Annotated in this window: 20 protein-coding genes; 13 read left to right on the top strand and 7 right to left on the bottom strand. The window is 62.7% G+C overall.

Annotation, left to right across the window (positions count from 1 at the left end; translation table 11 throughout):
* The first annotated feature begins 269 nt into the window (after positions 1–269).
* From C8K44_RS21065 to C8K44_RS21110, 10 genes are all read left to right on the top strand, one after another.
* Positions 270–728, top strand: coding sequence for a L,D-transpeptidase (locus C8K44_RS21065; protein ID WP_109577776.1), 459 nt, complete (start codon positions 270–272; stop codon positions 726–728).
* Positions 729–1262: 534 nt separating this feature from the next.
* Positions 1263–3086, top strand: a complete 1824-nt coding sequence (locus tag C8K44_RS21070; RefSeq protein ID WP_109577734.1) for an iron ABC transporter permease — start codon at positions 1263–1265, stop codon at positions 3084–3086.
* Between the two features lies 1 nt (position 3087).
* Positions 3088–4218 (top strand): ABC transporter ATP-binding protein, encoded by a 1131-nt coding sequence (locus C8K44_RS21075; RefSeq protein ID WP_109577735.1) that lies wholly within the window; start codon positions 3088–3090, stop codon positions 4216–4218.
* 98 nt (positions 4219–4316) lie between these two features.
* Positions 4317–5453, top strand: coding sequence for an ABC transporter substrate-binding protein (locus tag C8K44_RS21080; RefSeq protein WP_109577736.1), 1137 nt, complete (start codon positions 4317–4319; stop codon positions 5451–5453).
* A 67-nt stretch (positions 5454–5520) separates the two neighbouring features.
* On the top strand, positions 5521–6669 hold the full coding sequence (locus C8K44_RS21085) for an ABC transporter substrate-binding protein (RefSeq protein WP_109577737.1): 1149 nt from the start codon (positions 5521–5523) through the stop codon (positions 6667–6669).
* A gap of 80 nt (positions 6670–6749) precedes the next feature.
* Entirely contained in the window at positions 6750–7556 is an 807-nt protein-coding gene (locus tag C8K44_RS21090) for an HAD-IA family hydrolase (protein WP_109577738.1), read from the top strand.
* Complete coding sequence (locus tag C8K44_RS21095; RefSeq protein ID WP_109577739.1) at positions 7553–8416, top strand: inositol monophosphatase family protein; 864 nt, start codon at positions 7553–7555, stop codon at positions 8414–8416. Before C8K44_RS21090 ends, C8K44_RS21095 begins: the two co-directional genes overlap by 4 nt.
* A gap of 165 nt (positions 8417–8581) precedes the next feature.
* Positions 8582–9403 carry an inositol monophosphatase family protein gene (locus C8K44_RS21100; RefSeq protein WP_109577740.1) on the top strand — a complete coding sequence of 274 codons (822 nt, stop codon included), beginning with the start codon at positions 8582–8584 and terminating at the stop codon, positions 9401–9403.
* Between the two features lie 33 nt (positions 9404–9436).
* Complete coding sequence (locus C8K44_RS21105) at positions 9437–10069, top strand: dual specificity protein phosphatase (RefSeq protein ID WP_109577741.1); 633 nt, start codon at positions 9437–9439, stop codon at positions 10067–10069.
* A gap of 30 nt (positions 10070–10099) precedes the next feature.
* A complete protein-coding gene (locus C8K44_RS21110; RefSeq protein ID WP_109577742.1) occupies positions 10100–11824 on the top strand; it encodes a metallophosphoesterase in 1725 nt (574 codons plus the stop codon).
* Here the strand turns inward: C8K44_RS21110 and C8K44_RS21115 are convergent.
* Complete coding sequence (locus C8K44_RS21115; protein ID WP_109577743.1) at positions 11782–12801, bottom strand: substrate-binding domain-containing protein; 1020 nt, start codon at positions 12799–12801, stop codon at positions 11782–11784. The two genes, C8K44_RS21110 and C8K44_RS21115, sit on opposite strands and share 43 nt — an antisense overlap.
* A gap of 143 nt (positions 12802–12944) precedes the next feature.
* Entirely contained in the window at positions 12945–13436 is a 492-nt protein-coding gene (locus C8K44_RS21120) for an NUDIX hydrolase (RefSeq protein WP_109577744.1), read from the bottom strand.
* Between the two features lie 197 nt (positions 13437–13633).
* Here C8K44_RS21120 and C8K44_RS21125 point away from each other — a divergent pair, with 197 nt between their 5' ends.
* From C8K44_RS21125 to C8K44_RS21135, 3 genes are all read left to right on the top strand, one after another.
* On the top strand, positions 13634–14659 hold the full coding sequence (locus C8K44_RS21125) for an ABC transporter substrate-binding protein (RefSeq protein WP_109577745.1): 1026 nt from the start codon (positions 13634–13636) through the stop codon (positions 14657–14659).
* A 3-nt stretch (positions 14660–14662) separates the two neighbouring features.
* Positions 14663–16918, top strand: a complete 2256-nt coding sequence (locus C8K44_RS21130) for an iron ABC transporter permease (RefSeq protein WP_109577746.1) — start codon at positions 14663–14665, stop codon at positions 16916–16918.
* Positions 16919–17123: 205 nt separating this feature from the next.
* The gene (locus C8K44_RS21135) at positions 17124–18200 is read left to right on the top strand and encodes an ABC transporter ATP-binding protein (protein WP_109577747.1); all 1077 of its coding nucleotides are present in this window, start codon (positions 17124–17126) and stop codon (positions 18198–18200) included.
* A 246-nt stretch (positions 18201–18446) separates the two neighbouring features.
* Here C8K44_RS21135 and C8K44_RS21140 read toward each other — a convergent pair whose 3' ends face one another.
* From C8K44_RS21140 to C8K44_RS21165, 5 genes are all read right to left on the bottom strand, one after another.
* Entirely contained in the window at positions 18447–18887 is a 441-nt protein-coding gene (locus tag C8K44_RS21140) for a YqaA family protein (RefSeq protein WP_109577748.1), read from the bottom strand.
* 16 nt (positions 18888–18903) lie between these two features.
* Complete coding sequence (cueR, locus tag C8K44_RS21145; protein WP_109577749.1) at positions 18904–19302, bottom strand: Cu(I)-responsive transcriptional regulator; 399 nt, start codon at positions 19300–19302, stop codon at positions 18904–18906.
* A gap of 115 nt (positions 19303–19417) precedes the next feature.
* Positions 19418–20935, bottom strand: coding sequence for a multicopper oxidase family protein (locus tag C8K44_RS21150; protein WP_109577750.1), 1518 nt, complete (start codon positions 20933–20935; stop codon positions 19418–19420).
* 553 nt (positions 20936–21488) lie between these two features.
* A complete protein-coding gene (locus tag C8K44_RS21160) occupies positions 21489–22502 on the bottom strand; it encodes a 2Fe-2S iron-sulfur cluster-binding protein (protein ID WP_109577777.1) in 1014 nt (337 codons plus the stop codon).
* Between the two features lie 8 nt (positions 22503–22510).
* Positions 22511–22780, bottom strand: coding sequence for a glutaredoxin (locus tag C8K44_RS21165; protein ID WP_109577752.1), 270 nt, complete (start codon positions 22778–22780; stop codon positions 22511–22513).
* Between the last annotated feature and the right edge of the window lie 21 nt (positions 22781–22801).

The following is a 22801-nucleotide window of genomic DNA, read 5'->3' on the forward strand; positions in this document are numbered from 1 at the left end:
GTCCGTTTCGTCGCGCTGAATGTGCAGCGTGGCTGTATCGGGAAGATGCCGCCGGACGCGCTTTAGTGCTTCGAAATGTTTCAGGATTGTTGCGATGGCCACGCCCCTGACGTGTCCTCGCAGGCGGGGCCCGTTCATGCGAAACAGCTTTGCGGAAACGTATATGAAACACAAAAGATAATTAAACGAAATAATTGCGAAACATACGAATGGCAAAAGGCGTGCATTCCGAAACGCATTTTGCCGGCGCGGCCGGCCGAGGGGACACTATGAAAAGCGGGTTCAAGGGAATGCTGATCAATGTTGCTGCCACTGCCATGACCGGCGCCGCCTTGTTGCTGGCGGCTGGAGGCAGCGCCGATGCGGCGAGCAAGATCGTTGCCAAGATATCGCTCGGCGAACAGCGAATGCGCATCCTGATCGACGGCCGCACGACCTATGTTTGGAAGGTCTCCACCGCAGGCAGGGGGTATGTCACGCCGAGGGGTGCGTACAAGCCGACGCGTATGCATGAGATGTGGTATTCCAAGAAGTATGACAACGCGCCGATGCCGCATTCGGTATTCTTCAACGGCGGCTATGCTGTTCATGCCACTAACCATATCAGCCGGCTCGGCCGGCCGGCTTCGCATGGTTGCGTTCGCCTGCATCCGGACAATGCAGCCAACTTCTACGAACTGGTCCGGGCCTATGGCCCGTCGAACACCAGCATCGTCATCGTCAAATAAGCGCTAGCGCTGGCACGCCAAAGTTGCTCCTACCTGCACCCGCCCAAGGCCAGCGAAGGCTGATCCTGGGCGGGAACAGCTTTTTTCCACGTCGGCTGGCGGATTTGCACGGCAGTGCACAAAATCCCACAATCTGCTTTTATTGCGGTGCAATTTCCTGCAATAGGCCCAGAAAATATGGGGATGCAATACATTTTGCACGCCTGTGCAAAAATTTGCGGAATCTGGATTGACACGAACGTACCGGCGATGGAATGAATATGCCAACAGGTACGGGAATGTACCGCACCGCCCGGAGGAGGGCGGTGGCGCTGCAAGCGGGATAGCAACGAGTGGGCCGTGCGGCGAAGCGCGCTTGGCCAGCCATCAGCTTCGAGCGCCCAAGGGAGGAGGGTTCATGTTCGTGCCATTGCATGAAAACCGTACCGCGCATCTGCAGATGGGCGCGCGTGGCGTCGTCCCGGCCGGCCGGTATGAGCGGGGCTACGCCTCGTGAGCGGTTCATCGTCCCAGACATCCGCCAAGGCGGCAGCGATGCGCCCCCTGAAGGGTTCGCTTGCGGCGCCGACGCGCGGCCAGCGGTTGCGCTACCGGCTGAAGGTCGCGCTCCGCGAGCCCACGACCACCATCGGTTTCCTTGCCGCGGCACTGTTTGCCTATCTCATCGTCGTGCCGATCATCTCGATGCTGTCGGACGCCGCGCGCGTCCAGTTCGGCGACGAACGCCGCATCAAGCAGGATGTCGGCGAACTAACCTGGTACTACATCGAGCGCGTGTTCACCTCGCGGGTATCACGTGACCTGTTCTGGGAGCCACTGGTCAATACGTTGAGCGTGGCCGTCGGTGCCATCGCGCTTTCCATGCTGGTGGGTGGCACGCTCGCCTGGCTGCTCAGCCGAACCGACATGTTTGGCCGTCGGTGGTTCTCGACCGCGCTGATCGTGCCTTACATGCTGCCGGCCTGGACCTTCGCGCTGGCCTGGACGACGCTGTTCAAGAACCGCACCGTCGGTGGCCAACCCGGCTGGATGGAGTCGCTCGGCTTCTCGCCGCCTGACTGGCTGTCTTATGGCCAGCTGCCGGTGACGATCATCCTGGCGCTGCACTACTCGCCCTTTGTCATCCTGTTGTTCGGCAACGCATTGCGTCGCTTCGACTCGCAACTCGAGGACTCGGCTCGCATTCTCGGGGCGAGCCGGCTGACGGTCGCCCGCAAGATCATCATGCCGCTGATGCGCCCGTCGCTGATCTCGGCGATGGTGCTGATCTTCGCCAAATGCCTCGGCGAGTTCGGCGTGCCTTACGTGCTTGGCTTGCCGGTCAATTTCGACGTGCTGGCGACTTCGCTCTACCAGAACATCGCCTCGCGCCAGGTTGGGGTGGGTGCCGTGCTCGCCGGCTCGATCATGTTGATCGGCATCATCACCATCACCATCGATGCAAAGCTGATGAAAGAAGCGCGCCGCTTCGTCACCATCGGTTCGAAAGGCTCGATGAACAGGCTGAGCCCACTCGGCATCATGCGCCTGCCGGCAACCGGCTTTGCCGTTCTAATGTTCCTGCTCAGCGTCGGCCTGCCGATCGCGACACTGTTCCTTTCGACGATCATGCGGGTGCCGGCGCAGTTCAATCTCGACAATTTCACGCTCGAATACTGGATCGGCACCGACCTCAACACGATTGCCCTGCAGACTGGCATCCTGCTCAGCCCCGACCTGTGGAACGCTGCCTGGAACAGCTTGCGCATCGTCGGCGTCGCCTCGGTAACCTCTGGTATCCTCGGCCTGCTCGTCGGCTATGTAGTGGTGCGCACGCCGGTCAAGCCGCTTGGCACCTTCCTTCGCCAGGTGACGTTCCTGCCTTATCTCGTGCCGGGCATCGCCTTCGCCGCAGCCTATCTGTCGCTGTTTGCCGTGCCGCGCGGGCCGATCCCCGCACTCTACGGCACCACGCTGATCCTGATGCTGGCGCTCATCGCCGACCAGATGCCCTACGCCTCGCGTGCCGGCATCGCGGCCATGATGCAGCTCGGCAAGGATCCCGAAGAGGCCGCGCAAATCGCCGGTGCCGGCTGGTTCCGCCGCATGACCTCCATCGTCATCCCGATCCAGAAGGGTTCACTGACGACCGGCATCCTGTTGCCCTTCATTTCCGGCATCAAGGGGCTCAGCCTGTTCGTGGTGCTGGCTGTGCCCTCGACCGACGTGCTGACCACCTATTCGCTGCGCCTGGTCGACTACCACTACACCCAGGCCGCCAACGCGGTGGTGCTGATCATCGCCGGCCTCGCCTATTTCGGCGCGCTGCTCGGACAGAAGCTGACCAAAACCAATCTCGCCCAAGGACTGGGGAACTGACATGCCGAAAATCAACCTGCGCGGCGTCGAGAAGAACTATGGGGCCAATGCCGCCAATGCGGTGGCCGACCTCGACCTCGAAATCGGCGACGGCGAGTTCATGTGCCTTCTCGGCCCCTCGGGCTGCGGCAAGACAACGACGCTACGCATGATCGCCGGGCTGGAGCATCTGACCGCCGGCGAGATCAGGGTCGGGCCGCGCGTCGTCGACTCCGTGGTCGAAGGCGTGTTCGTCCCGCCGGAAAAGCGCGAGATGGGGCTGGTATTCCAAAGCTATGCGCTGTGGCCGCATCTGACCATCGAGCGCAACACCGACTTTGGCCTCCGGCTGCGCAATATGCCCAAGGCCGAGCGCGAACAGCGCGTCGACAAGGTGATGAAGACCCTCGGCATCGAGAAATATCGCGACCGCTATCCTTCGCAACTGTCGGGTGGGCAGCAACAGCGCGTGGCGCTCGCCCGCATGCTGGCGGTCAATCCCGAAGTTCTTCTGCTGGACGAACCTCTGTCCAATCTCGATGCGGCGCTTCGGCTCGAGATGCGGGCAGAACTCAAGCGTCTGCATAACGAGTTCAAGACGACGATCGTGTTCGTTACCCACGACCAGTGGGAGGCGATGACGCTGGCGACCACGATCGCGGTGATGAGCGAGGGACAGCTGCAGCAGGTCGGTACGCCCAACGACATCTACGACAGGCCGGCCAACCGCTTCGTTGCGCAATTCGTCGGCAACCCACCGATCAACATCGTGGAACTCGGCAACGCCAAGTCAGAGATCTCAGCTCGTGCCGGAGCGTTTCTGGGCGAGCGCTATGCGGAACTGCGCGAGGCCGGGTCCATCGGGATCAGGCCGGAGTCGATTCGGTTGGCGAGCGAAGCAGCCGAAGTGCCGGAGGGCGCATTTTCGGGCCAGGCCGAGGTGACCGGCATCCTGCCGACCGGGGGAAGCTGGATCATCGAGCTGACGCGTGCCGGCGAGAAGTTGTTCATGACCACACACCAGTCCCCGGAAATCGAGGTGGGCGAGGCCGTGGCCTATTGGGCCAAGCCCAAGGCGCTGCATGTCTTCGACACCAAGGGAGACCGTCTCGAAGCTGCCGACCGGCTGCTCAGGCCAGGCAAGATGCATTGAAGGAGAGAAAGCGCGCTGCGGGAGGAGCTTCGCGTTTGAAGTTGATGGGAAATGGTTTGGGCAACGGGAAACAACGTTGCCGACACAGGGAGGAAAGCATGACCGGAATATTCGACACCAGGACGAAAAGGCTTCTGTCGGCGTCTGCGCTGGCGGTTGCAGCGGGGCTGCTCGCCACCGCCGCGCAGGCCCAGGAAAAGTTCGACCTCAACGCGCTGGTCGAGGCTGCCAAGAAGGAGCCCCCGATCAACGTCTATTCGAGCACTGGCAAGATTGTGAAGCAGGCCGAGGCCTTCACTGAGAAGTATGGCGTGCAGGCGACCGGCACCAAGGCCAATGCCGCAGCGCAGCTCGAAATGGTGATCCGCGAAGGCCAGGCCAAGAACGTGCAGGGCGACGTCATCCAGATCAGCGACGTGCCGGCAGGCGTGGCGCAGCTGGTGCCGCAGGGCTTCGTCGACAGCTGGCTTCCGCCGGATCTCGCCGACAAGATCCCGGCCCAATACCAGAACCCGCTGGTCGTTTCCAACGAGGCCAACGTCTTTGCTTACAACACCCAGCTCAACCAAAGCTGCCCGGTCAAGAACATCTGGGAGCTGACGGAGGCCAAGTGGAAGGGCAAGGTCGCCATGCAGGACCCGCTCAACAAGGCGTCCTATGTCGACTGGTTCAACCAGATGGCAACCAACGCCGACGACAAGGTCGCTGCCGCATACAAGGCCCATTTCGGCAAGGATCTGGTGACCGACGAGTCGGGTGCGACCGCTGCCTGGGTCAAGGCACTGGCCGCCAACGGCCCGCTGCTGACCGACGCCGACGAAGGGGCAGCGCAGGCGGTTGGCGCGCCGGATCAGAAGGAGCAGTTCGTCGGTCTCGTCAGCTCGGCCAAGTTCCGCAACAACAAGGATGTCGGCTCGAAGCTCGGGCTGTGCGAGGGCCTGCAGCCTTTCGCCGGCTGGATGTATCCGAGCCTCGGCTTCATCGCCAAGGGCACCGATAGCCCGAATGCCTCGAAGCTGTTCATCCACTATCTTATGACCGAGGAGGGCATTGCTCCGCAGGCGGCCGACGGCAAGATGTCGACCAATAGCGACGCCAAGCTGCCCGACGACGAGCCTTCCGGCATCGGCAAGGTGCTCGACCAGATTTTCCCCTACGATGCCGCGTCCGCCCAGAGCGACTGGGATGCGCGCCAGGATTGGCAGGACCTCTGGCGCGTCAACTACCAGAAATAGACACATGCGACTGCGGCGCCCGGCATGATGCCGGGCGCGTCTGGCCGGATTTAAACGGGAGGAAACCATGAAACCGGCATTTGACATGAGCAGCAAGACAAACAGGGCGTTGGCCTCGACCGCGCTGGCTGGCGTGCTTGCGGCAGCGATGTTCGCTATCTCTCCGGCGCGGGCCGAGACCTTCGACCTCAATGCGCTGGTCGAGGCGGCGAAGAAGGAAGCGCCGATCAATATCTACGACAGCACCGGCAAGATCGTCGAGATGGCCGAGAACTTCACTGCCAAGTACGGGGTGAAGGCGACCGGGATCAAGGTGTCGGCAAGCGCGCAGCTCGAGATGATCGTACGCGAAGGACAGGCCAAGAACGTCAAGGGCGACGTGGTGCTGATCACCGACGCGCCGGCCGGGTTGGCGCAGCTTTTGCCGCAGAAGTTCGTCGAGAGCTATCTGCCGCCTGATATGGCCGACAAGATCCCGGCCAAGTTCCAGAACCCGCTGGCGATCACCACCAATGCGGCCGTCTGGGCCTACAACACCGAGGCTTATGACGCATGCCCGGTGAAGAACATCTGGGAGCTGACCGACGCGAAATGGAAGGGCAAGGTCGCCTTCTACGACCCGTTGTCGAAGGGCACGTACCCGGACTGGTTCAACCAGACAGCGACCCATGACGACGACAAGATGAAGGCTGCATACAAGGCGCATTTCGGCAAGGACATCGACGTTGGCGAAGACAGCGCCACGGCCGCCTGGGTGAAGAGTTTTGCCGGCAACTCGCCGCTGCTTGCCGACGCCGACGATGCGATCTCGGAAGCAGTCGGCGCTCCCGGACAGAAAGAGCCGTTCTTCGGATTGATGAGCTCGGCCAAGTTCCGCGACAATGCCGACAAGGGCTTCAAGCTCGGCCTGTGCGAGGGGCTCGAGCCATGGCCGGGCTGGACCTATGTGAAGCTCGGGCTGATTGCCACCGGCACCAAGAGCCCGAACGCGGCCAAGCTGTTCATCCACTACATCCTGACCGACGAGGGCATTGCGCCCCAGGTGAAGGACGGCAAGCTGCCGACCAACCCCGATATAGGCCTGCCCGCCGACGAGCCATCGGGCATCGGCAAGGTGCTCGACAAGCTGCAGCAATACGACGCCTCGACGGCGCTCGAGGACTGGGACGCTCGCCAGGATTGGCAGGACCTCTGGCGCGTCGCCTACAAGAAATAGCTTTCCGGTGGACTGGGGCGGAGCCCTTCTCCTTCGGCTCCGCCCGCTTTTTTCACCGGTTCGAATTGGAGATTGTTTGGATGACCGGAACCTTGGCGAGGAAACTCGCGGCTCCCAAAGCGCTGTTGCTCGATTTTGGCGGTGTCATTGTGTCGACGAAGCATCTGCCTGGCTGGCAGGCGCGTCTGGCCGGCCATGTACGCGGCCTGCTCGACGCGGCCGGCGTGGCAGCGCCGGAACTTTCGGTCGAGCAGATCGCAGATGACATCAAGGCTGCGGGCATCGCCGACTCGCATTGGAAGGACGCGATGTCACGCCCCTTCGCTCCGCGCGAACTGCGGCATGAAGAGTTCTGGGGCGATTTCGTTGCCGGTGACTGGGTGAAGCCGGCTAACGACGTCGTGGTCGCTTCGGCCTTCGACCTGTGCCGCAAGATGGGCAACTGGAAGAGCACCCGCGTTTTGCGCAACGGCATGCTCGACCTACTCGATGCGGCGGATGCGGCAAGCGTGCCGGTCGGCATCGTCTCCAACGCGCTTTGTGGCCGGGTGCATCTCGACTTCCTCGATGCGCACGGGCTGACCGACCGGTTTGCGGTGGCGATCCACAGCGACGAGGTGAAGGTCCGCAAACCAAATCCCGAGATGATACATCTCGCAACGCGAGCGCTCGGTGTCGATCCGTCCGAGGCCTGGTATGTCGGCGACAATTTCGACCGCGACGTGCTGTGCGGCAAACGTGCCGGCATCGGCGGCAACATCCTGATGGAAGACAAGGGCACCTACGATCTGCCTTACGAATTGAAGCTCAAGCCCGACGCCATCGTTGCCGATCCTGTCGGACTGCTGGGTCTTTTCAGACAGGCAACGCGCGGGATCGCAGCATGACGGGCATCGAAGAATCAAAGCGCCTCCGAGCGGTAGCCGAGCAAGCGTCACAGCTGATGCGCGAGCCGCTGCTGGAGGCTTTCAGGTCTAACATGGCTGTCGACTACAAAGTCGATCTGCACGACGTCGTGACCAGGCACGACAAGGAATCGGAACTGGCGATCCGTGACTTCATTCTGCGCGCGGTGCCCGATTCAACCGTACTCGGCGAGGAAGACGGGGCCAGCGGCGAGGGCCGGGTGAAATGGTATGTCGATCCGATCGACGGCACTTCTAACTTCGCGCGCGGCTTTGCCTTCTGGTGCGTGTCGATTGGGGCGGCGGTCGACAACGAGATCGTCGCCGGCGCCGTCTACGACCCGGTCGCCGACATGATGTTTTCGGCCGACCTGACCGGCGCGTGGCTCAATGGGGAGCCGTTGCGCTCGCGCGCCATTCCAGACGAGCGGCATGCGACGCTGATCACGGGCTATCCGGTGGAGCGCGACTTCAGGTTGGACGGGCGCGAGCAGGCGCTCGGGAATTTCGGCCAGCTGGTCGAGACCTTTTCGACATTGCGGCGGCCTGGCAGCGGGGCGCTTAGCCTCTGTCATGTCGCGGCCGGCTGGGTCGATGCCTCGGCCGGATTCGGCTCTAACCCCTGGGACGTGGCGGCGGCGGTGCTCATCCTCAAGCAGGCCGGGGGCAGCTACCATCCCCTGACCCTTGGCAAGGTGGATGCCGATACCCCTGACTTCATATGTCCTGGATATGTCGCGCTGGGTGAGGGTGCCGACTATCCGACGTTGATGCGCGTGGCCCGCGGCATTTCTGATAGCCGCGATGCTGCGCGGGCCAAGCGTCCGAGGGATGCCGCATGACCGTTCACAGCGCCCTGGAATCTTGTGGCACGCGTGTGCATTCATGTGGCGAAGGTGAGCCGTTGGCATCTGCGCTTGGTCAAAAACAATATCCAATATATGGCGTTGACGATATTGCACTCCTGTGCAAATTGACGCCAGCAACGACCCACGGGTGGCATTGAAATGACAGTTCACGCAACGGCCACACAAGCTGCGGAAACCGGGCTCGACCGGCGCGCTGACTTTTGCCGCGACATCGCCCGCTCGGCGGGCGCGGTGGCGCTCGACGGCTTCATCAACCGGGTGGCCGGTTTCGGCATGAAGGGGCCGCAGGATTTCCTGACCGAGACGGATGCCGCGGTGGAACGGCATCTCAAGGCACGCATCGCCGAAGAATTCCCCGAAGACGGCTTCCTCGGCGAGGAGGGCGGCGGGGCGATCAAGTCGGACATCTGGGTCGTCGACCCGATCGACGGCACGGCCAATTTCGCCCGCGATATCCCGCATTTCTGCATTTCGATCGCCTTCGTCAGCAATGGCGAGACCGAGATCGGGGCGATCTACAACCCGGTGCTGGAAGAGCTGTATTTCGCCCGCCGCGGACACGGTGGAACACGCAACGGCAAGCCGTTGTCGGTTGCGAGGACAAGCGATTTCGATGCGGCTTGCGTCGAGTTCGGATGGTCGAACCGCAAGACCAACAAGCGCTATCTCGAAGTGCTGTCTAATATCCTCGAGCGCGGCGCCAATGTACGGCGCGGTGCGTCGGGCGCGCTGGGGCTTGCCTATGTCGCCGATGGCCGCTCGGATGCCTATGCCGAGTTGCACATGCATGCCTGGGATTGCCTCGCGGGCCTGCTGATGGTCAAGGAAGCCGGTGGCGTTGTCGCTCCCTTCCTTTCGCTTGGCGGGCTGACCAAGGGCGGGGCGGTGCTTGCCGCGGCACCAGGCGTGGCGCTCGGCATGAGCGAGGCGACCGGCATCGCGCTCGAAGCCGGCCAGTGAATTTTCCAGACACCAAACATCAAGGCCGCCCAAATGGACACCAACAGCCCGCGATATGAGCGCCCGGCGCTCAGCCTGATCGAACGCGACATCGCCGGCTACGGTGTCGACATATATGTCGGCGGCATGGACGGCGCGGGCGACCTCGATTTGCTGCGCGAGAAGAATATTACCACGGTGGTCAACTGCGCGGTCAATCTTGACTTCAACTATGCGACCGAGCCGTTCGGCGAGGGCGAGGCGGCTGACGCGATCTACGGTGTCGGCGCGGTGCGCTACTACAAGCTCGGGCTGATCGACGGTCACGGCAATCCCGAGACCATGATGCTGTCGGGCTTCTATCTGCTGCGCGGTGCGCTCAGCCAGGTGCTGCCGGAGAAGGCCACCTACAGGCGGCGCGAGAAAGGCAATGTGCTGGTCAATTGCCGTGGGGGCCGCAGCCGTTCAGTGTCGCTGGTGGCGCTGTTCCTGCATGTCGAGATGCCCGAAAAATTCCCGACGCTGGACGCTGCCCTCGACCATGTGCGTACCCAGCGCGAGCTGCGCCGCGATGAATGGCATGAAGCGCCAAAGCCGATGCTGGTCGAGGCCGCTCGCAAGGCGGCGCAGTGGATTGCCATGATCGACAAGGGGTTGCCTGCGCCGGCCTTGGCTTTCAAGGACTGACGGCCGTGGCCGTCCAGCTACGAGACTGACATGAAGATTGCCGTCATCGCCGACCCGCATTTCCACGACATCACCCACCGCCAGGGCGGGTGGTCGGGCGAAGGGGCCGCAATTCGCACGCTTGCCGATACGGCTGCGTCGACGCGGGTGTTCAACGAGAGCTATCATGCGACCCGAGCGCTGCTCGACGACATCGTACGCAAGGGGATTTCGCTGGTGGTTGTTGCCGGCGACCTGACCGACGACGGGCAGGCCTCGACAATGGCCGCGGCGACCGCGCTCTTCGCCGACTACAGCAGGCGTTTCGGCCTGCGCTTTGTGGCAACACCTGGCAATCACGATCTCTATGCGATCCATGGCCGCCACCAGAGCAAGCGCTTTCTCAACGCCGACGGGTCGCATACGCTTGTCACCAGCGATGCGGGGGTGGGGCAAGAAGGCTCTGTCGACCGTATCGTCAGTGCCGAGATGTATTGTGGCGGCTATGGCACCGCCATACCCGCCATGGGCTCCTATGGTTTCTTCCGCGGCGAAAGCGATTTGCATTGGGAATGCCCATTCGGTGCCGATGACGCGCTTGAAGCGCGTACGTTCGAGATCGCCTCGGCTGACGGCCTGACCAAGAGACGCATCATCGACGCATCCTTCCTGGTCGAGCCGGTCGAAGGGCTGTGGCTATTGTCGATCGACGCCAACGTGTTCGAGCCACGCAATGGCGATCTCGATCCGGCATTGGAAAAGAGCTACCTCGACAGCACGGACGCCGGCTGGAACTCGATGCTGAGCAACAAGCCGTTCGTCCTTAAGTGGATGAAGGACGTGGCGGCGAGGGCCAAGGCGTCGGGCAAGCGGCTGGTCGCCTTTTCACATTATCCGATCATCGATCCACTCAACGGCACCTCGGCCGACGAAGCCAAGCTGCTCAACGACACCAGCTTCCTGCGCCGCACGCCGCGGCCCGAAGTGTCGCAGGCCGCTGCGGCGACCGGCATCAAGGTGCATTTCAGCGGCCACCTGCACATCAACGACACGGCCGTCTTCCGCGACGGCGACAATTTCCTCATCAACATCGCAGTGCCATCGATGGTCGGCTTTCCACCAGCCTACAAGATCGTGGACGTTGGCCGCGAGCGCCTCGATGTCGAGACTGTGACCATCGTCGATGTACCTGGATACGACGCGGCCTTTCCGTATTACCGTATCGAAGCGGCAAGAGAGGGGCTTTCAGCAGCGGTCACGGAAGCGCAAAACCACGCCGACTTTCTCAGCCGGCATCTCGCCGAAATGGTGCGTCATCGCTATCTGCCCAAGGAGTGGCCACAGGATCTGGCCTGTCTGGTGCCGCAGCTCACACTTGGCGACCTGGATGCGTTTGCCGGATTGTCCCAACCGCTCACCGTCGAGGAAGCGGGCGCCATCGTCGGGCGCGGGCGCAATGGCGTAGGCGCGATGGCAGCGCTGCAGTTCTTCGAGATGGTCGTCGACTGGTACCGGTTGCGCAAGGGCCGGGAGATCGCGCTCGACTTCATCGACCCCGCGCGCATCTCCGCCTATCGCCAGACTGCGCAGCGATATGCCGCCGGTTCATGGCCGGATGGCAGCCTGCAAGGCCGGCTGGCTGCCTTCATGCGCATGTTGATGGACTGGCTCGAGAGTCAGCCTTCTGTCAATTTTTCCGTCAACCTTGCTACGGGCGAGGTCGAGCGCAACGATCACTTGGGCCGTACGGTGCGGCGCCAGACCGGGGCGGCGTGAAAGCACGCGCGGCCGCCACTGACACTGGCCGGATCTTCGCGTTCCAGCAGGGTGGTGATGTGTTCGGCGATCTGGGCAATTGGCTGGCGGAACGTGGTCAGCTGATATGACGCCCAGCTCGCCTGCTCGATGTCGTCGAAGCCGACGACGCAGAGATCTTCCGGAACGTTCATGCCGAACTCGACACGCGCGGCGTCCATGAAACCGCAGGCCAGGAGATCGGTGACGCAGAAGGCGGCCTCGGGCCGTTCCGAGCCGCTGAGCAGCAGGCGCCCGGCTTCGAAGCCGGCGCCATAGCCAGTCGGGCCGGCGCGGGTAACGGAGACATCGAGGCCGGCCTCATTCGCTGCGAGCTGGAAGCCGCGCTCGCGGGCAACAAGGCTTGGCGTGCCCGCTTGCGAGGAGACGACCGCGATGCGGCGGCAGCCTGCGCGGTGCAGCATGTGGAACGCCTCGCGGGCAGCGACACCGTTGTCGACGGTGATGCTCTCGGGGCCGTCGAGATGATCGTCGCGGTTGATCAGGATGACGTGCTGGCCGCTGTTGATGCAGGTATTGATGAGGGACGCAGGCGGCGTGCCTGAAAGGACGACGGTGGCATTTGCGCGGTAGTTCAGCGTCTGACGCAGGGCCGCCTCGACACTGTCGCTGTCACCCGAAGTGTTGATGACCATGGCGACGCGGTTGATCGCCTGCAGGCGCCTGGTGATCGCATCGAGCAGGCGCGAATGATAGGGCGTATTGATGTCGGCGCCGATGAGGCAAACGATGCCGCTGTTTTCGTGGATCAGGCTGCGGGCGAGGTGGTTGACGTGGTAGCCGAGCTGCTCGGCAGCCTCGAGTACCTTCTTGCGTGTGGTCTCGGAGACGCTCGCCCCATCGGTGAAAGTGCGCGATACCGCCGAACGCGAAACGCCGGCCAGCTCAGCGACCTGCTGTGCGCTGACGAATGACCTGCCCGGCCTCAATTCGGACATTGCACAGCTCCAGTTTGGCCACGCGGCGAACCACATTCCTGGCATTGCACAAATGTGCAACGCGCTATCCCTGATACAATCGGATCGCTGCGTCTGCAATCCTGCGACTGCGATCTTGCAAAGGCCAATTGCTTGGCGGTCACCTAGCGCGCTGCTTCGGCCATCACCTCGGCGGGTGTCGCGATATCGCTGGCCGACAAGTTCCGTATGAGGGTTGCGAGTTCCGGCTCGTCGATCAACACCGCCGCATCAGACGGCGCCAGCCAGGCTCGCTGCCGTGCGCCCGCTTCCTGCCAGTCCTGCAATTCCTCGGACACCTCGATCAGGTAGGCGGTGACGACGACATTGACGAAGCTAGTCGACAGTCGTTTCCAGTAGCAATAGCTGCCTGCCGGCCTTTTCAGGGCCTTTCCACGCACTCCGGCTTCCTCGCGGGCCTCCACGAGAGCTGCCTGACGCTCGCTCTTGCCCTTCATCGGCCAACCCTTGGGCACGATGAAACGGCGCGTGCCACGCGATGTGACAAGCATGACCTCAAGTTCGCCGCCTCCATTCACACGGAACGGGATGGCAGCAACCTGAGCGATGACCTCGCCCTTGGTCGCCTTGCGCAGGGTCTTCTTGTCCTTTGGCATTTTCGCCCAAATTCTCCTTTCGATGCAGCCGTGCAAAGTGTGTATTTACCATGCGTCCCCGGCCGGGTCAGGTTCATGACACCTAAGATAGTGTGATGAACACGATTGCAAAATGCGTAAAAAGCACTCACTCTGCAACAGGCCAAAACGACATAAGATCGTTAGACGGCGAAAAATAAATCGGAGGGAACCAAAACATGAAATCTGCCTATTTGCGTTCGGCCGCCTTGGCTGCCGTTCTTGTCGCCGGCGGTACTGCAGCACAGGCCGAAAGCCTGACACTTTATTGCGCCGCCGATGAGGCATGGTGCCAGCAGATCAAGACCGGCTTTGAGGAAAAGACCGGCATCACCGTCGACATGACGCGCAAAAGCTCCGGCGAAACCTATGCGCAGGTACGCGCGGAGGCTGGCAACCCGAAGGGCGATGTCTGGTGGGGTGGCACCGGCGATCCGCATTTGCAGGCAGCCCAGGAAGGGCTGACGGAAGAGTACATGTCGCCGATGCGCGGCGAGTTGCACGACTGGGCGATCAAGCAAGCGGAAGCCGCCGGCAACAAGACGATCGGCGTCTACTCCGGCGCTCTGGGCTTCGGCTATAACAAGGACCTTTTGGCCAAGAACGGCTTGCCCGAGCCTAAATGCTGGGAAGACCTGACCAAGGCCGAATACAAGGGCCAGATCCAGATCGCCAACCCGAACTCGTCGGGTACCGCGTATACGACGCTGGCAACGATGGTGCAGCTGTTTGGCGAGGACAAGGGCTTCGATTACATGAAGGCCCTGCACAAGAACGTCAACCAGTACACCAAGTCCGGCTCGGCGCCGATCAAGGCTGCGGGACTGGGTGAAACCACCATCGGCATCGTATTCATGCACGACGCGGTGGCGCAGACCGCAGCCGGCTTTCCGATCGTGACCGTCGCGCCATGCGAAGGCACCGGCTACGAGATCGGCTCGATGTCGATCATCAAGGGCGCGCGCAATCCCGAGGCGGCAAAGAAGTTCTACGACTGGGCGCTGTCGGCCGAGATGCAAGGCAAGGCCAAGGACGTGAAGTCTTTCCAGCTGCCGTCGAACAAATCGGCGGCGGTGTCGGAGCTGACGCCCGACCTGTCGACCATCAAGCTGATCGACTACGATTTCGCGAAATACGGCTCGAGCGAAGAGCGCAAGCGGCTGTTGTCGAAATGGGACACCGAGGTCTCGACTTTGCCGCAGTAAGCGATGCGCTCCCGCGACTTTAGCGGTGGCCTTCATCCGGCCGTCATCCTGTGGATGGCGGTCGGTTGGCTTGGCTTTGCCGTGCTCCCCTGGTTCGGTGTCGAAGACGGGTTCTTCGGCTTTTCATGGCTGTTAGAAGGCTATCCGCTCGACAGCGAGTTCGCGCCCGCGCTGGTGCTCAACCTCAAGGGCGAGAAGCTGTGGCTCGCTCCGCTTGGCGTGGCCTTGGCCGCGCCGCTGCTGCTATGGGGGCGCAAGAAATCCGACCCTGTGTTTGGCAAGTTGCTGATCGCCATAGGTGCTGCCGGCTTCGCCTGGATGATGTTCCAGGGTTTTGCCATCGGCCTGCGCGGCTGGCAGTTCGGCTGGCTGCAAGGCCTGTTTGGTGATCTCGGCGACCGCCAGTTCGGAATGGGATATGGCGCGCTGTTGGTAGGCTTGGCCTTTATTTTCCTGTTTTCGCTTGGGCTTGCCGCCCGCGGTGCGGTTGGCGGCGATGTATTCGTGGTTTCGACAATCGCCTTCGTGGTCGCGGCAGTTGGGCTGTTCATCTTCATGCCGATCCTGCAGATGCTGGCCAATGCCCTGATCACGGCTGAAGGCACTTATTCGTTCAGCACATTTCTCGGCAAGCTGTTCAGTGCCCGCCTGTGGGGGCTCGATTGTCTCGCTGGCGGTAGCCGCTGCGGCGTTGCCTGGAATTCGCTGTTCCTGGCAGTGCTCGTCGGTGTGCTGACGACTGTGCTGGGGCTTGTCTTTGCGCTGGTGGTGACCCGAACCGGCTTTCGCCATGGCAAGCTTTTGCGCGCGCTGACGGTGCTGCCGATCATCACACCACCGTTTGTCATTGGTCTCGCCATCATTCTCCTGTTTGGCCTGTCCGGCGCGATCAACCAGTCTGTTTCCGAGATGTTGGGCGTCCAGCCAACCCGTTGGGTCTATGGCCTGCCAGGCTTGCTCATCGCGCAATTGCTGGCGTTCACGCCGATTGCCTTTCTGGTGCTGATCGGCGTTGTCGAAGGCGTCAGCCCGTCGATGGAGGAAGCGGCACAGACGCTGCGCGCCAATCGCTGGCAGACATTCTGGACGGTGTCGCTGCCGTTGATGCGGCCTGGGCTCGCAAACGCCTTCCTGCTCGGCTTCATCGAAAGCATGGCCGATTTCGGCAATCCGCTGGTTCTGGGCGGCAACTTCGACGTGCTTTCGACCGAAATCTTCTTCGCCATCGTCGGTGCTCAGAACGACGAGGCGCAAGCCGCGATACTGGCGATGGTGTTGCTCGCCTTCACGCTGGTCGCTTTTTACGCGCAGCGCTTCTGGCTCGGCAAGAAGTCGTACACGACGCTGTCGGGCAAGGGCGATTCCGGCGTGCACCCGCAATTGCCGAGCGGGCTCAGGCGCGCTGTCTACTGCGTCGCCGGCTTCTGGGCGATCTTCACCATCGTCATCTACGGGACGATCTTCTACGGCAGCTTCGTCAAGCTTTGGGGCGTCGATCACAGCCTGACCTTCGCTCATTACGTCAAGGCATTCGCCGTCGGCTGGAACGAGTTCGGCATCCACTGGAAGGGCTCGGCTTGGAGCTCTTTCTGGACGACGATGATGATCGCGTTGATCTCGTCGCCGCTGACGGCAGCCATCGGTTTGCTGACGGCCTATCTTCTGGTGCGGCAGAATTTTGCCGGCAAGAATGCCTTCGAGTTCGGGACGATGCTGTCCTTCGCGATTCCCGGCACGGTAATCGGCGTCAGCTACGTCATCGCCTTCAACGTGCCGCCGATCGAACTGACCGGCACCGGCATTATCCTCGTTCTGGCCTTCATCTTCCGCAACATGCCGGTGGGGGTGAGGGCAGGCGTGGCGTCGATGTCGCAGATCGACAAGAGCCTCGACGAGTCATCGCTGACGCTCGGCGCCAATTCCTGGCAGACCTTCCGCAAAGTGGTGCTGCCGTTGCTGAGACCCGCGATCGTTGCGGCGCTGGTCTATTCGTTCGTCCGCGCCATGACCGCGATCAGCGCGATCATCTTCCTTGTCAGTGCCCGCTACGACATGTCGACGAGTTACATCGTCGGGCGTGTCGAAAACAACGAATACGGCATCGCGATCGCCTATTCGGCGGTGTTGATCGGCGTCATGCTAGCGGTCGTGGGGCTGATGCAGCTTTTGGTGGGGCGGCGCAATATCGGCCGGCGCGGGCATGATTTATCGCAGTCGCGTACGAATGTGAGCCAACCGGCATTTTCAGGAGGCGGCTGATGGACTTGTTGCTGGCCGCATCCGCGACCTTGTTACCCCCACCCCTAACCCCTCCCCACAAGGGGGAGGGGGATCCTTCCGCCGTCCCTCCCAGTCGCATCCCTGATGTGATGGGAACGCGCCACCAATCCCCCTCCCCCTTGTGGGGAGGGGTTAGGGGTGGGGGTAGCGCCAACCACCAGCCGACAACCTCAAGGAGCCGCTGATGGCCGAGATCAAGAGCAACGCCGCTTCGGTGGAGTTCCGCGAGGTCACCAAGATCTATGGCAAGAGCCCGACCGCTGCGGTCAACAACGTCTCGCTGTTTGTCGAGGCGGGCAAGCTCGTGACGCTGCTGGGTCCCTCGGGCTGCGGCAAGACCACCACGCTGCGCATGATCGCGGGGCTCGAAATGGCGACGCGCGGAAAAATCCTGATCGGCGGCGCAGACGTTACAACGTTGCCGGCGACGGATCGCGACGTGTCGATGGTGTTTCAGTCCTACGCGCTGTTTCCGCATATGAGCGTCAATGAGAACGTCGAGTACGGTCTGAAGTTCTCCGGCTTCGCCAAGAAGGAAATCGGCGAGCGCGCCCGCGCCGGGTTGGAACTGGTTGGCCTTGCCGGCTACGGCAACCGGCTGCCCAGCGAGTTGTCGGGTGGGCAACAGCAGCGTGTCGCGGTGGCGCGCGCCCTGGTGCTCGAACCGCAGGTGCTGTTGTTCGACGAGCCGTTGTCCAATCTCGACGCCAAGCTCAGGCGGCGGGTGCGCGAGGAGATCCGCGACATCCAGACCAAGCTTGGCCTGACGGTGGTCTATGTCACGCACGATCAGGAAGAGGCCCTTGCGGTTTCCGACCGGATCATCGTCATGAACAATGCCGTCATCGCGCAAGACGGCACGCCGCGCGAACTCTACGATGCGCCGGCCGATGCCTTCGTCGCCGACTTTATCGGCGAGGCCAACATTTTCGATTGCGAGATCGCATCGGTCGATGGTGGGCTCGCGCGCGTACGGCTGGGAGGCCTTGAAACCAGGCTCGATGCGCGTGGCATGAAGCCAGGGGCGGCAAAGCTCGCCGTGCGGCCAAGCCGGATCGAAATCCATCCTGCAGGCGCCCCCCGGACCATTCCTGGCCGAATCGACAAAGTGACCTATGTCGGCAGCGACCTTGAATTCATGGTCGGCACCGAGTTTGGCGAAGTCTTCGCAGTGTCGCCAGACGTCGATGCGCCGTTCGTGCCGGGGCAGATTGTCGGCGTCGGGTTTGCGGCGCGAGGCCCGGTGCTGATCAGGGCGTAAGATTCACATGAAACTCTGCGCCGCGGCCGCTACCTCCTCCGGCAAGCAAACCAAAGCACTCGGCTTGGTGCTGGTCCTGCTCCTGGTTGCGCGGCTGAAGAGAGGTTGGGTGGTGGTGCGTCCTTCGACAGGCTCAGGATGAGGGCGCCAGCGCTGCCAGCGTTTTCATCGCGAAGCTCGAAGAGACAGCGATGGCGCCCGCGGTCCTCATCCTGAGCCTGTCGAAGGACGCACTGCTGTTTTTCTCTAGGAAACAAATCCCTGCGCCGCCGCCGCTACGCCAAGGTAACGCACCAGCTTGGCCGAGCCGACGAGTGCCAGGAAGCTCCAAAGTGGCTCCTTCAGCGTTCCTGCTATGAGCGTCAGCGGATCGCCAATGATAGGCACCCACGACAGCAGCAGGCTCCAGCGGCCGTAGCGGCGATACCAGCCTTCGGCGCGTGCCAGTGCGGCGGGGCTCGCCGGAAACCAGCGGCGATCCTTGAAGCGATCGACCTGGCGTCCGAGCAGCCAGTTGACCCATGAGCCCAATACGTTGCCGATCGTGGCGACGATGATGAGCAGGGCAAGCGAGTAGCCGCCGTTGAGGATCAACCCGGCAAGCAGTGCCTCTGATTGCGCCGGCAAAAGCGTCGCGGCAGCGAAGGCCGCGACGAAGAGACCGCCATAGGCGGCAAGACCGGTCACTGCGATATCACGCGGGCTATTGCGTCTGCGTCCGGCCGGAAAGGCCGTCGATGATCGGGCAGTCGGGGCGGCTGTCGCCGTGGCAGTTGTGGACGAGATGGCGCAGCGTGTTGCGCAGTTCGGTCAGCTCGGCAAGCTTGCGGTCGATCTCCACCAGCTTGGTCTCGGCGATGGATTTGACGTCCGCGCTCTCGCGCGCATTGTCGCCGTAGAGCGACAGTAGCTGGCGGCACTCTTCGACCGAGAAGCCAAGGCTGCGCGAGCGCTGCAGGAAGCGCAGGCGATGCACGTCGGACATGGAGTAGTCGCGATAGCCATTGTCGGCCCGGTCGGGGCGCAAAAGGCCGATATCTTCGTAATAGCGGATGGTCTTGGCCGGCAGGCCCGACTTTTCCGATGCTGTACCAATGTTCATGGTCACTCCTTGAGCGAACTTAGCCTCATATAAAGCTTCCAGTAACTGGAAGTTCAAGGGGCTGGCGAAATCGTGATGAGGCCGACGCCAGAAGCGCCGGCCCGCAATTGTCAGGTCAGGCGTCGTAGGCCAGCGAAGTCATCATGCCGCCCGCCATGTGGTAGAGATGGTGGCAATGAAGCGCCCACTTGCCTGCATTGTCGGCGTCGAAGGCGATGGTCACCATTCCCATGTTGGCTGGCACCAGAACCGAGTCGCGAAGCGCGCCGGCAAAGCGCTTGCCGTTGATCGCAACGACCTGGAAGTGATGTCCGTGCAGATGCATGGGGTGCGACATGGTGGTGTGGTTCATGAAGGTGAGCTCAAAGCGGTCGCCGCTCTTCACCGCCAATGGCGTGTCTGCGCCGTGCATGGCGCCATCGAGCGTCCAGACGTAGTTCGGTCCTTCGCCCAACATCATGGTGTGCTCGCGCGTCGCAGCCTTTTCGCTGAGCGGCTTGGCCGCCCGCAGCTTCTGCTCGAGCTCGACGCCGACGGCGGGGAAGTCCTCGTCGGCCATGTCGGCCAACTTGCCGACGGACGCGCCCTTGGCGGCGAGCACGATACCGGTGCGCATGCGCCCGCCCTCCTGGACGGCAAAGACCGGCCAGGCTGACGCTTCTTTCGGTACCTCGACGATGATGTCGAGGCGCTGCGCCACGGCAAATTCGAAGCGCGAGCCGTCGATCGGCTCGACCGGCATGCCGTCGACGGCGATCAGCTTGCCCTGGAGCTTGCCGAGGTCGAGCCACATGTTGGTGCTGGCGGCACCGTTGATGAGGCGCAGTCGAACGCGGCCGCCCGGCTCGATGGAAAAGACTTCGGGGTCGTCGAGGGTGCGGTCGTTGGCAAGCAGGGCATCGTACTGAACGTCCTGGAGGTGGGCCATGCCACCCACCTGGCCGCCCATCTGCATGCCACCCATGTTCATGCCGCCGTGGTTCATCTGACCACTGCCCATCGCCATGCCCGACATGTTGTGGCCTTCATGCCCGCCAGCCGCCGGGGCGGGCGCCTGCATGGCGCCCATGTCGTGGCCGCCGGCCTTGAGTTCGGTGAGGATCTCCTGCGGATCGCGGAAGGTGAAATCGTGGAACAGAACCACCACCTCCTGCACGTCCTGGCCTGCCTCGGCCGGATCGCGAACGATCAGCGGAGCGGCGAGCATCAGTTGCTCCTGCAGCCCGAAATGCGAATGCATCCAGAAGGTGCCGGGACGGGCGACGGGGAAGTCGTAGTCGTGGCTGCCGCCGTCGGGGATCGGATCCTGCGAGATGCCGGCGACGCCGTCCTGCTGCCAGGGCGGGGTGAGGCCGTGCCAGTGGATGACGGTCGGCTCGCCGATAAGGTTCTTCAGCCTGACGCGAAAGTTCTCGCCGGCGTTCATGACGAGGCCCGAAGAGCCATCGTCCTGGGTGAGGCCGAAGACGTTGGCGGCCTTGCCCTTGACCTCGATGACGCGCTTGGCGGCGGTGATGACCTTGTGGCCGTCAGCACGTGCCGGGCGCACCGGAAGCAGGAGTGAGGGAACCGCTGCGACGGAAAGCGTGGCGGCGGATGCCGCGAGGAAACCGCGGCGTGAAAGGGTATTCATTACGATGTTCTCCAAAACTGAAACGGTTCCGGCCCATTGCGAGCCGGATCGAGCGCGTTGGCGCGCGTCAGTCAGGAGATTGACGGTGGTCGGGGATGGGGTGCGGCGATGGCGCCGTGCATCGGGTCTGAGGTGCGAGATTCTGGAGCCCTGTCGGTCGTGACCGCGAAGTTCGCCGGCAACGGCAACGGCGCGCAGTAACCACAAGAAGCCAGACATTGCGCAAGGCAGGCCTTGCCGTCCTCGTCCTGCGAGAGATCACCGCAACACGCGGTGTCGGCCGCTGCGTGATGGGAGGCGGCCTGGCTGACATGGGGCTGGTGTTGCCCGCCCGCAGGGTGGGCGGAGGCAGCCTGGCCGAAGGCCACCAGAAATAGAAGCAGCAGGGGAAGCATCAGGCGGAGAGCCTTCAAGGCCTGGGACCTGCCATCGGCTATCGAAGCAACCCGTCCACGAGCCCGCCCGCGCCTGATGGCGCGGAGCGGATGGGTCGTGGCCGAGATATGCCGCATCGAATGCATGCCCTATTAATGGGTATTGGGACCCGTAAAGGTCAAGCGGCGTTATTGTCGCTTCCCTCAGGCGTGAAGAATACGTCGGCATGGATGTCGCCTGCCGCCACCCCGCGCGTGCCGAGAACGGCCATGGCCGCGTCGACCATCGCCGGAGGGCCGGCGACATAGGCGATGGCGCCGGCCAGGTCGCGATGGTCCTCGGCGAGCGCATCGGAAACGAAGCCGCTGCGCCAGCCATCCGAGGTCGTCTGTGACAGCACCGGGATGAAGGCGAGGTTGGGAAACGTCTTCTCCAGCGCGCGAAACTGATCGACAAGATAGAGGTCGTGCGCGGCGCGGGCGCCGAAATAAAGGTGGATCGGCGCATCGAAGCCGTCGCGCAGCGCTGTCTCGACGATCGACTTGATCGGCGCCAGGCCGCTGCCGCCGGCAATGGCCACGATCGGTCCCGGATGCGCTTCGCGTAGATAGGCCGCGCCGGCTGGGCCTTCGATGTGGACAGTGTCGCCTATTGCCAGCGACGTGTGGATCAAGCTGCTGGCGCGGCCACCGGGTACGGCTCTTACGTGCAGTTCGACAAGCTCTTCGTCGGGGCGATTGGCCATTGAATATTGCCGCGGCGGCGCACCGGGGACGGTCAGCGTCAAATACTGCCCGGCAGCGAAGCGGAAGGCTGCGCGATCGGAAAGCCGCAGGCGCAGAGCGAGGATGTCGTGGGTCATGGGCTCGATGGTGGTGACTTCGGCTTCCTGGGTGACAGCGAGCCTGGCGACGTAGGCATCGTCCAGCCATTCCACGGTCACGTCGTTTGTCGGCACCGACCGGCAGGCGAGAATGAGGCCAGCGGTCCGATCTTCATCGGTAAGGGCGAAAGGCGAGTGCTTGCCGAGTTCGACATCGCCACTGATCAGGCGCGACTTGCAGGAGCCGCAACGGCCGGAACGGCATCCATGCGGATAGGCAACGCCGGCTTCGAGTGCCGCTTGCAGGATGGTCTGTTCGGCAGCAATGGGGAAGCGGCGTCCAAGTTGGGGCAGGGTGATATGGGGCATGGTGTTGCTCACGTGGCCTTGGTCAGGTCAAGCAGCGCCTCGATCTCGGCGCGCTGCACGGCAAAGGTCCCGAAGAAGACGTGCTTGCCGTCGATAATGGTGATGGGAGCCACGCGAACGCCGGTGCGGCGCTTGGCTTCTTCGGCGATTTCGGGATCGCGCAAGTCATGCTCGACGAAAGGCAGGCTCTGCGCGAGCAGCCAGCGCTTGAGGGCGAGGCAATCGGGGCAGGTCGGCGTGGTGAAAATCTCGATCCAAGGAGTGGTGTCGGTCGACATGGGCCTTGCCTTTGGGATGAG

This window comes from Aminobacter sp. AP02 (assembly GCF_003148805.1).
In the GTDB taxonomy this organism is placed as follows: Bacteria; Pseudomonadota; Alphaproteobacteria; order Rhizobiales; family Rhizobiaceae; genus Aminobacter.

Coding starts and splice junctions, on each gene's coding strand:
- C8K44_RS21115 (WP_109577743.1), bottom strand. CDS start 12,801: ATGTCCGAATTGAGGCCGGGCAGGTCATTCGTCAGCGCACAGCAGGTC.
- C8K44_RS21065 (WP_109577776.1), top strand. CDS start 270: ATGAAAAGCGGGTTCAAGGGAATGCTGATCAATGTTGCTGCCACTGCC.
- C8K44_RS21165 (WP_109577752.1), bottom strand. CDS start 22,780: ATGTCGACCGACACCACTCCTTGGATCGAGATTTTCACCACGCCGACC.
- C8K44_RS21160 (WP_109577777.1), bottom strand. CDS start 22,502: ATGCCCCATATCACCCTGCCCCAACTTGGACGCCGCTTCCCCATTGCT.
- C8K44_RS21120 (WP_109577744.1), bottom strand. CDS start 13,436: ATGCCAAAGGACAAGAAGACCCTGCGCAAGGCGACCAAGGGCGAGGTC.
- C8K44_RS21125 (WP_109577745.1), top strand. CDS start 13,634: ATGAAATCTGCCTATTTGCGTTCGGCCGCCTTGGCTGCCGTTCTTGTC.
- C8K44_RS21150 (WP_109577750.1), bottom strand. CDS start 20,935: ATGAATACCCTTTCACGCCGCGGTTTCCTCGCGGCATCCGCCGCCACG.
- C8K44_RS21075 (WP_109577735.1), top strand. CDS start 3,088: ATGCCGAAAATCAACCTGCGCGGCGTCGAGAAGAACTATGGGGCCAAT.
- C8K44_RS21130 (WP_109577746.1), top strand. CDS start 14,663: ATGCGCTCCCGCGACTTTAGCGGTGGCCTTCATCCGGCCGTCATCCTG.
- C8K44_RS21100 (WP_109577740.1), top strand. CDS start 8,582: ATGACAGTTCACGCAACGGCCACACAAGCTGCGGAAACCGGGCTCGAC.
- C8K44_RS21080 (WP_109577736.1), top strand. CDS start 4,317: ATGACCGGAATATTCGACACCAGGACGAAAAGGCTTCTGTCGGCGTCT.
- C8K44_RS21095 (WP_109577739.1), top strand. CDS start 7,553: ATGACGGGCATCGAAGAATCAAAGCGCCTCCGAGCGGTAGCCGAGCAA.
- cueR (WP_109577749.1), bottom strand. CDS start 19,302: ATGAACATTGGTACAGCATCGGAAAAGTCGGGCCTGCCGGCCAAGACC.
- C8K44_RS21110 (WP_109577742.1), top strand. CDS start 10,100: ATGAAGATTGCCGTCATCGCCGACCCGCATTTCCACGACATCACCCAC.
- C8K44_RS21070 (WP_109577734.1), top strand. CDS start 1,263: ATGCGCCCCCTGAAGGGTTCGCTTGCGGCGCCGACGCGCGGCCAGCGG.
- C8K44_RS21135 (WP_109577747.1), top strand. CDS start 17,124: ATGGCCGAGATCAAGAGCAACGCCGCTTCGGTGGAGTTCCGCGAGGTC.
- C8K44_RS21090 (WP_109577738.1), top strand. CDS start 6,750: ATGACCGGAACCTTGGCGAGGAAACTCGCGGCTCCCAAAGCGCTGTTG.
- C8K44_RS21105 (WP_109577741.1), top strand. CDS start 9,437: ATGGACACCAACAGCCCGCGATATGAGCGCCCGGCGCTCAGCCTGATC.
- C8K44_RS21085 (WP_109577737.1), top strand. CDS start 5,521: ATGAAACCGGCATTTGACATGAGCAGCAAGACAAACAGGGCGTTGGCC.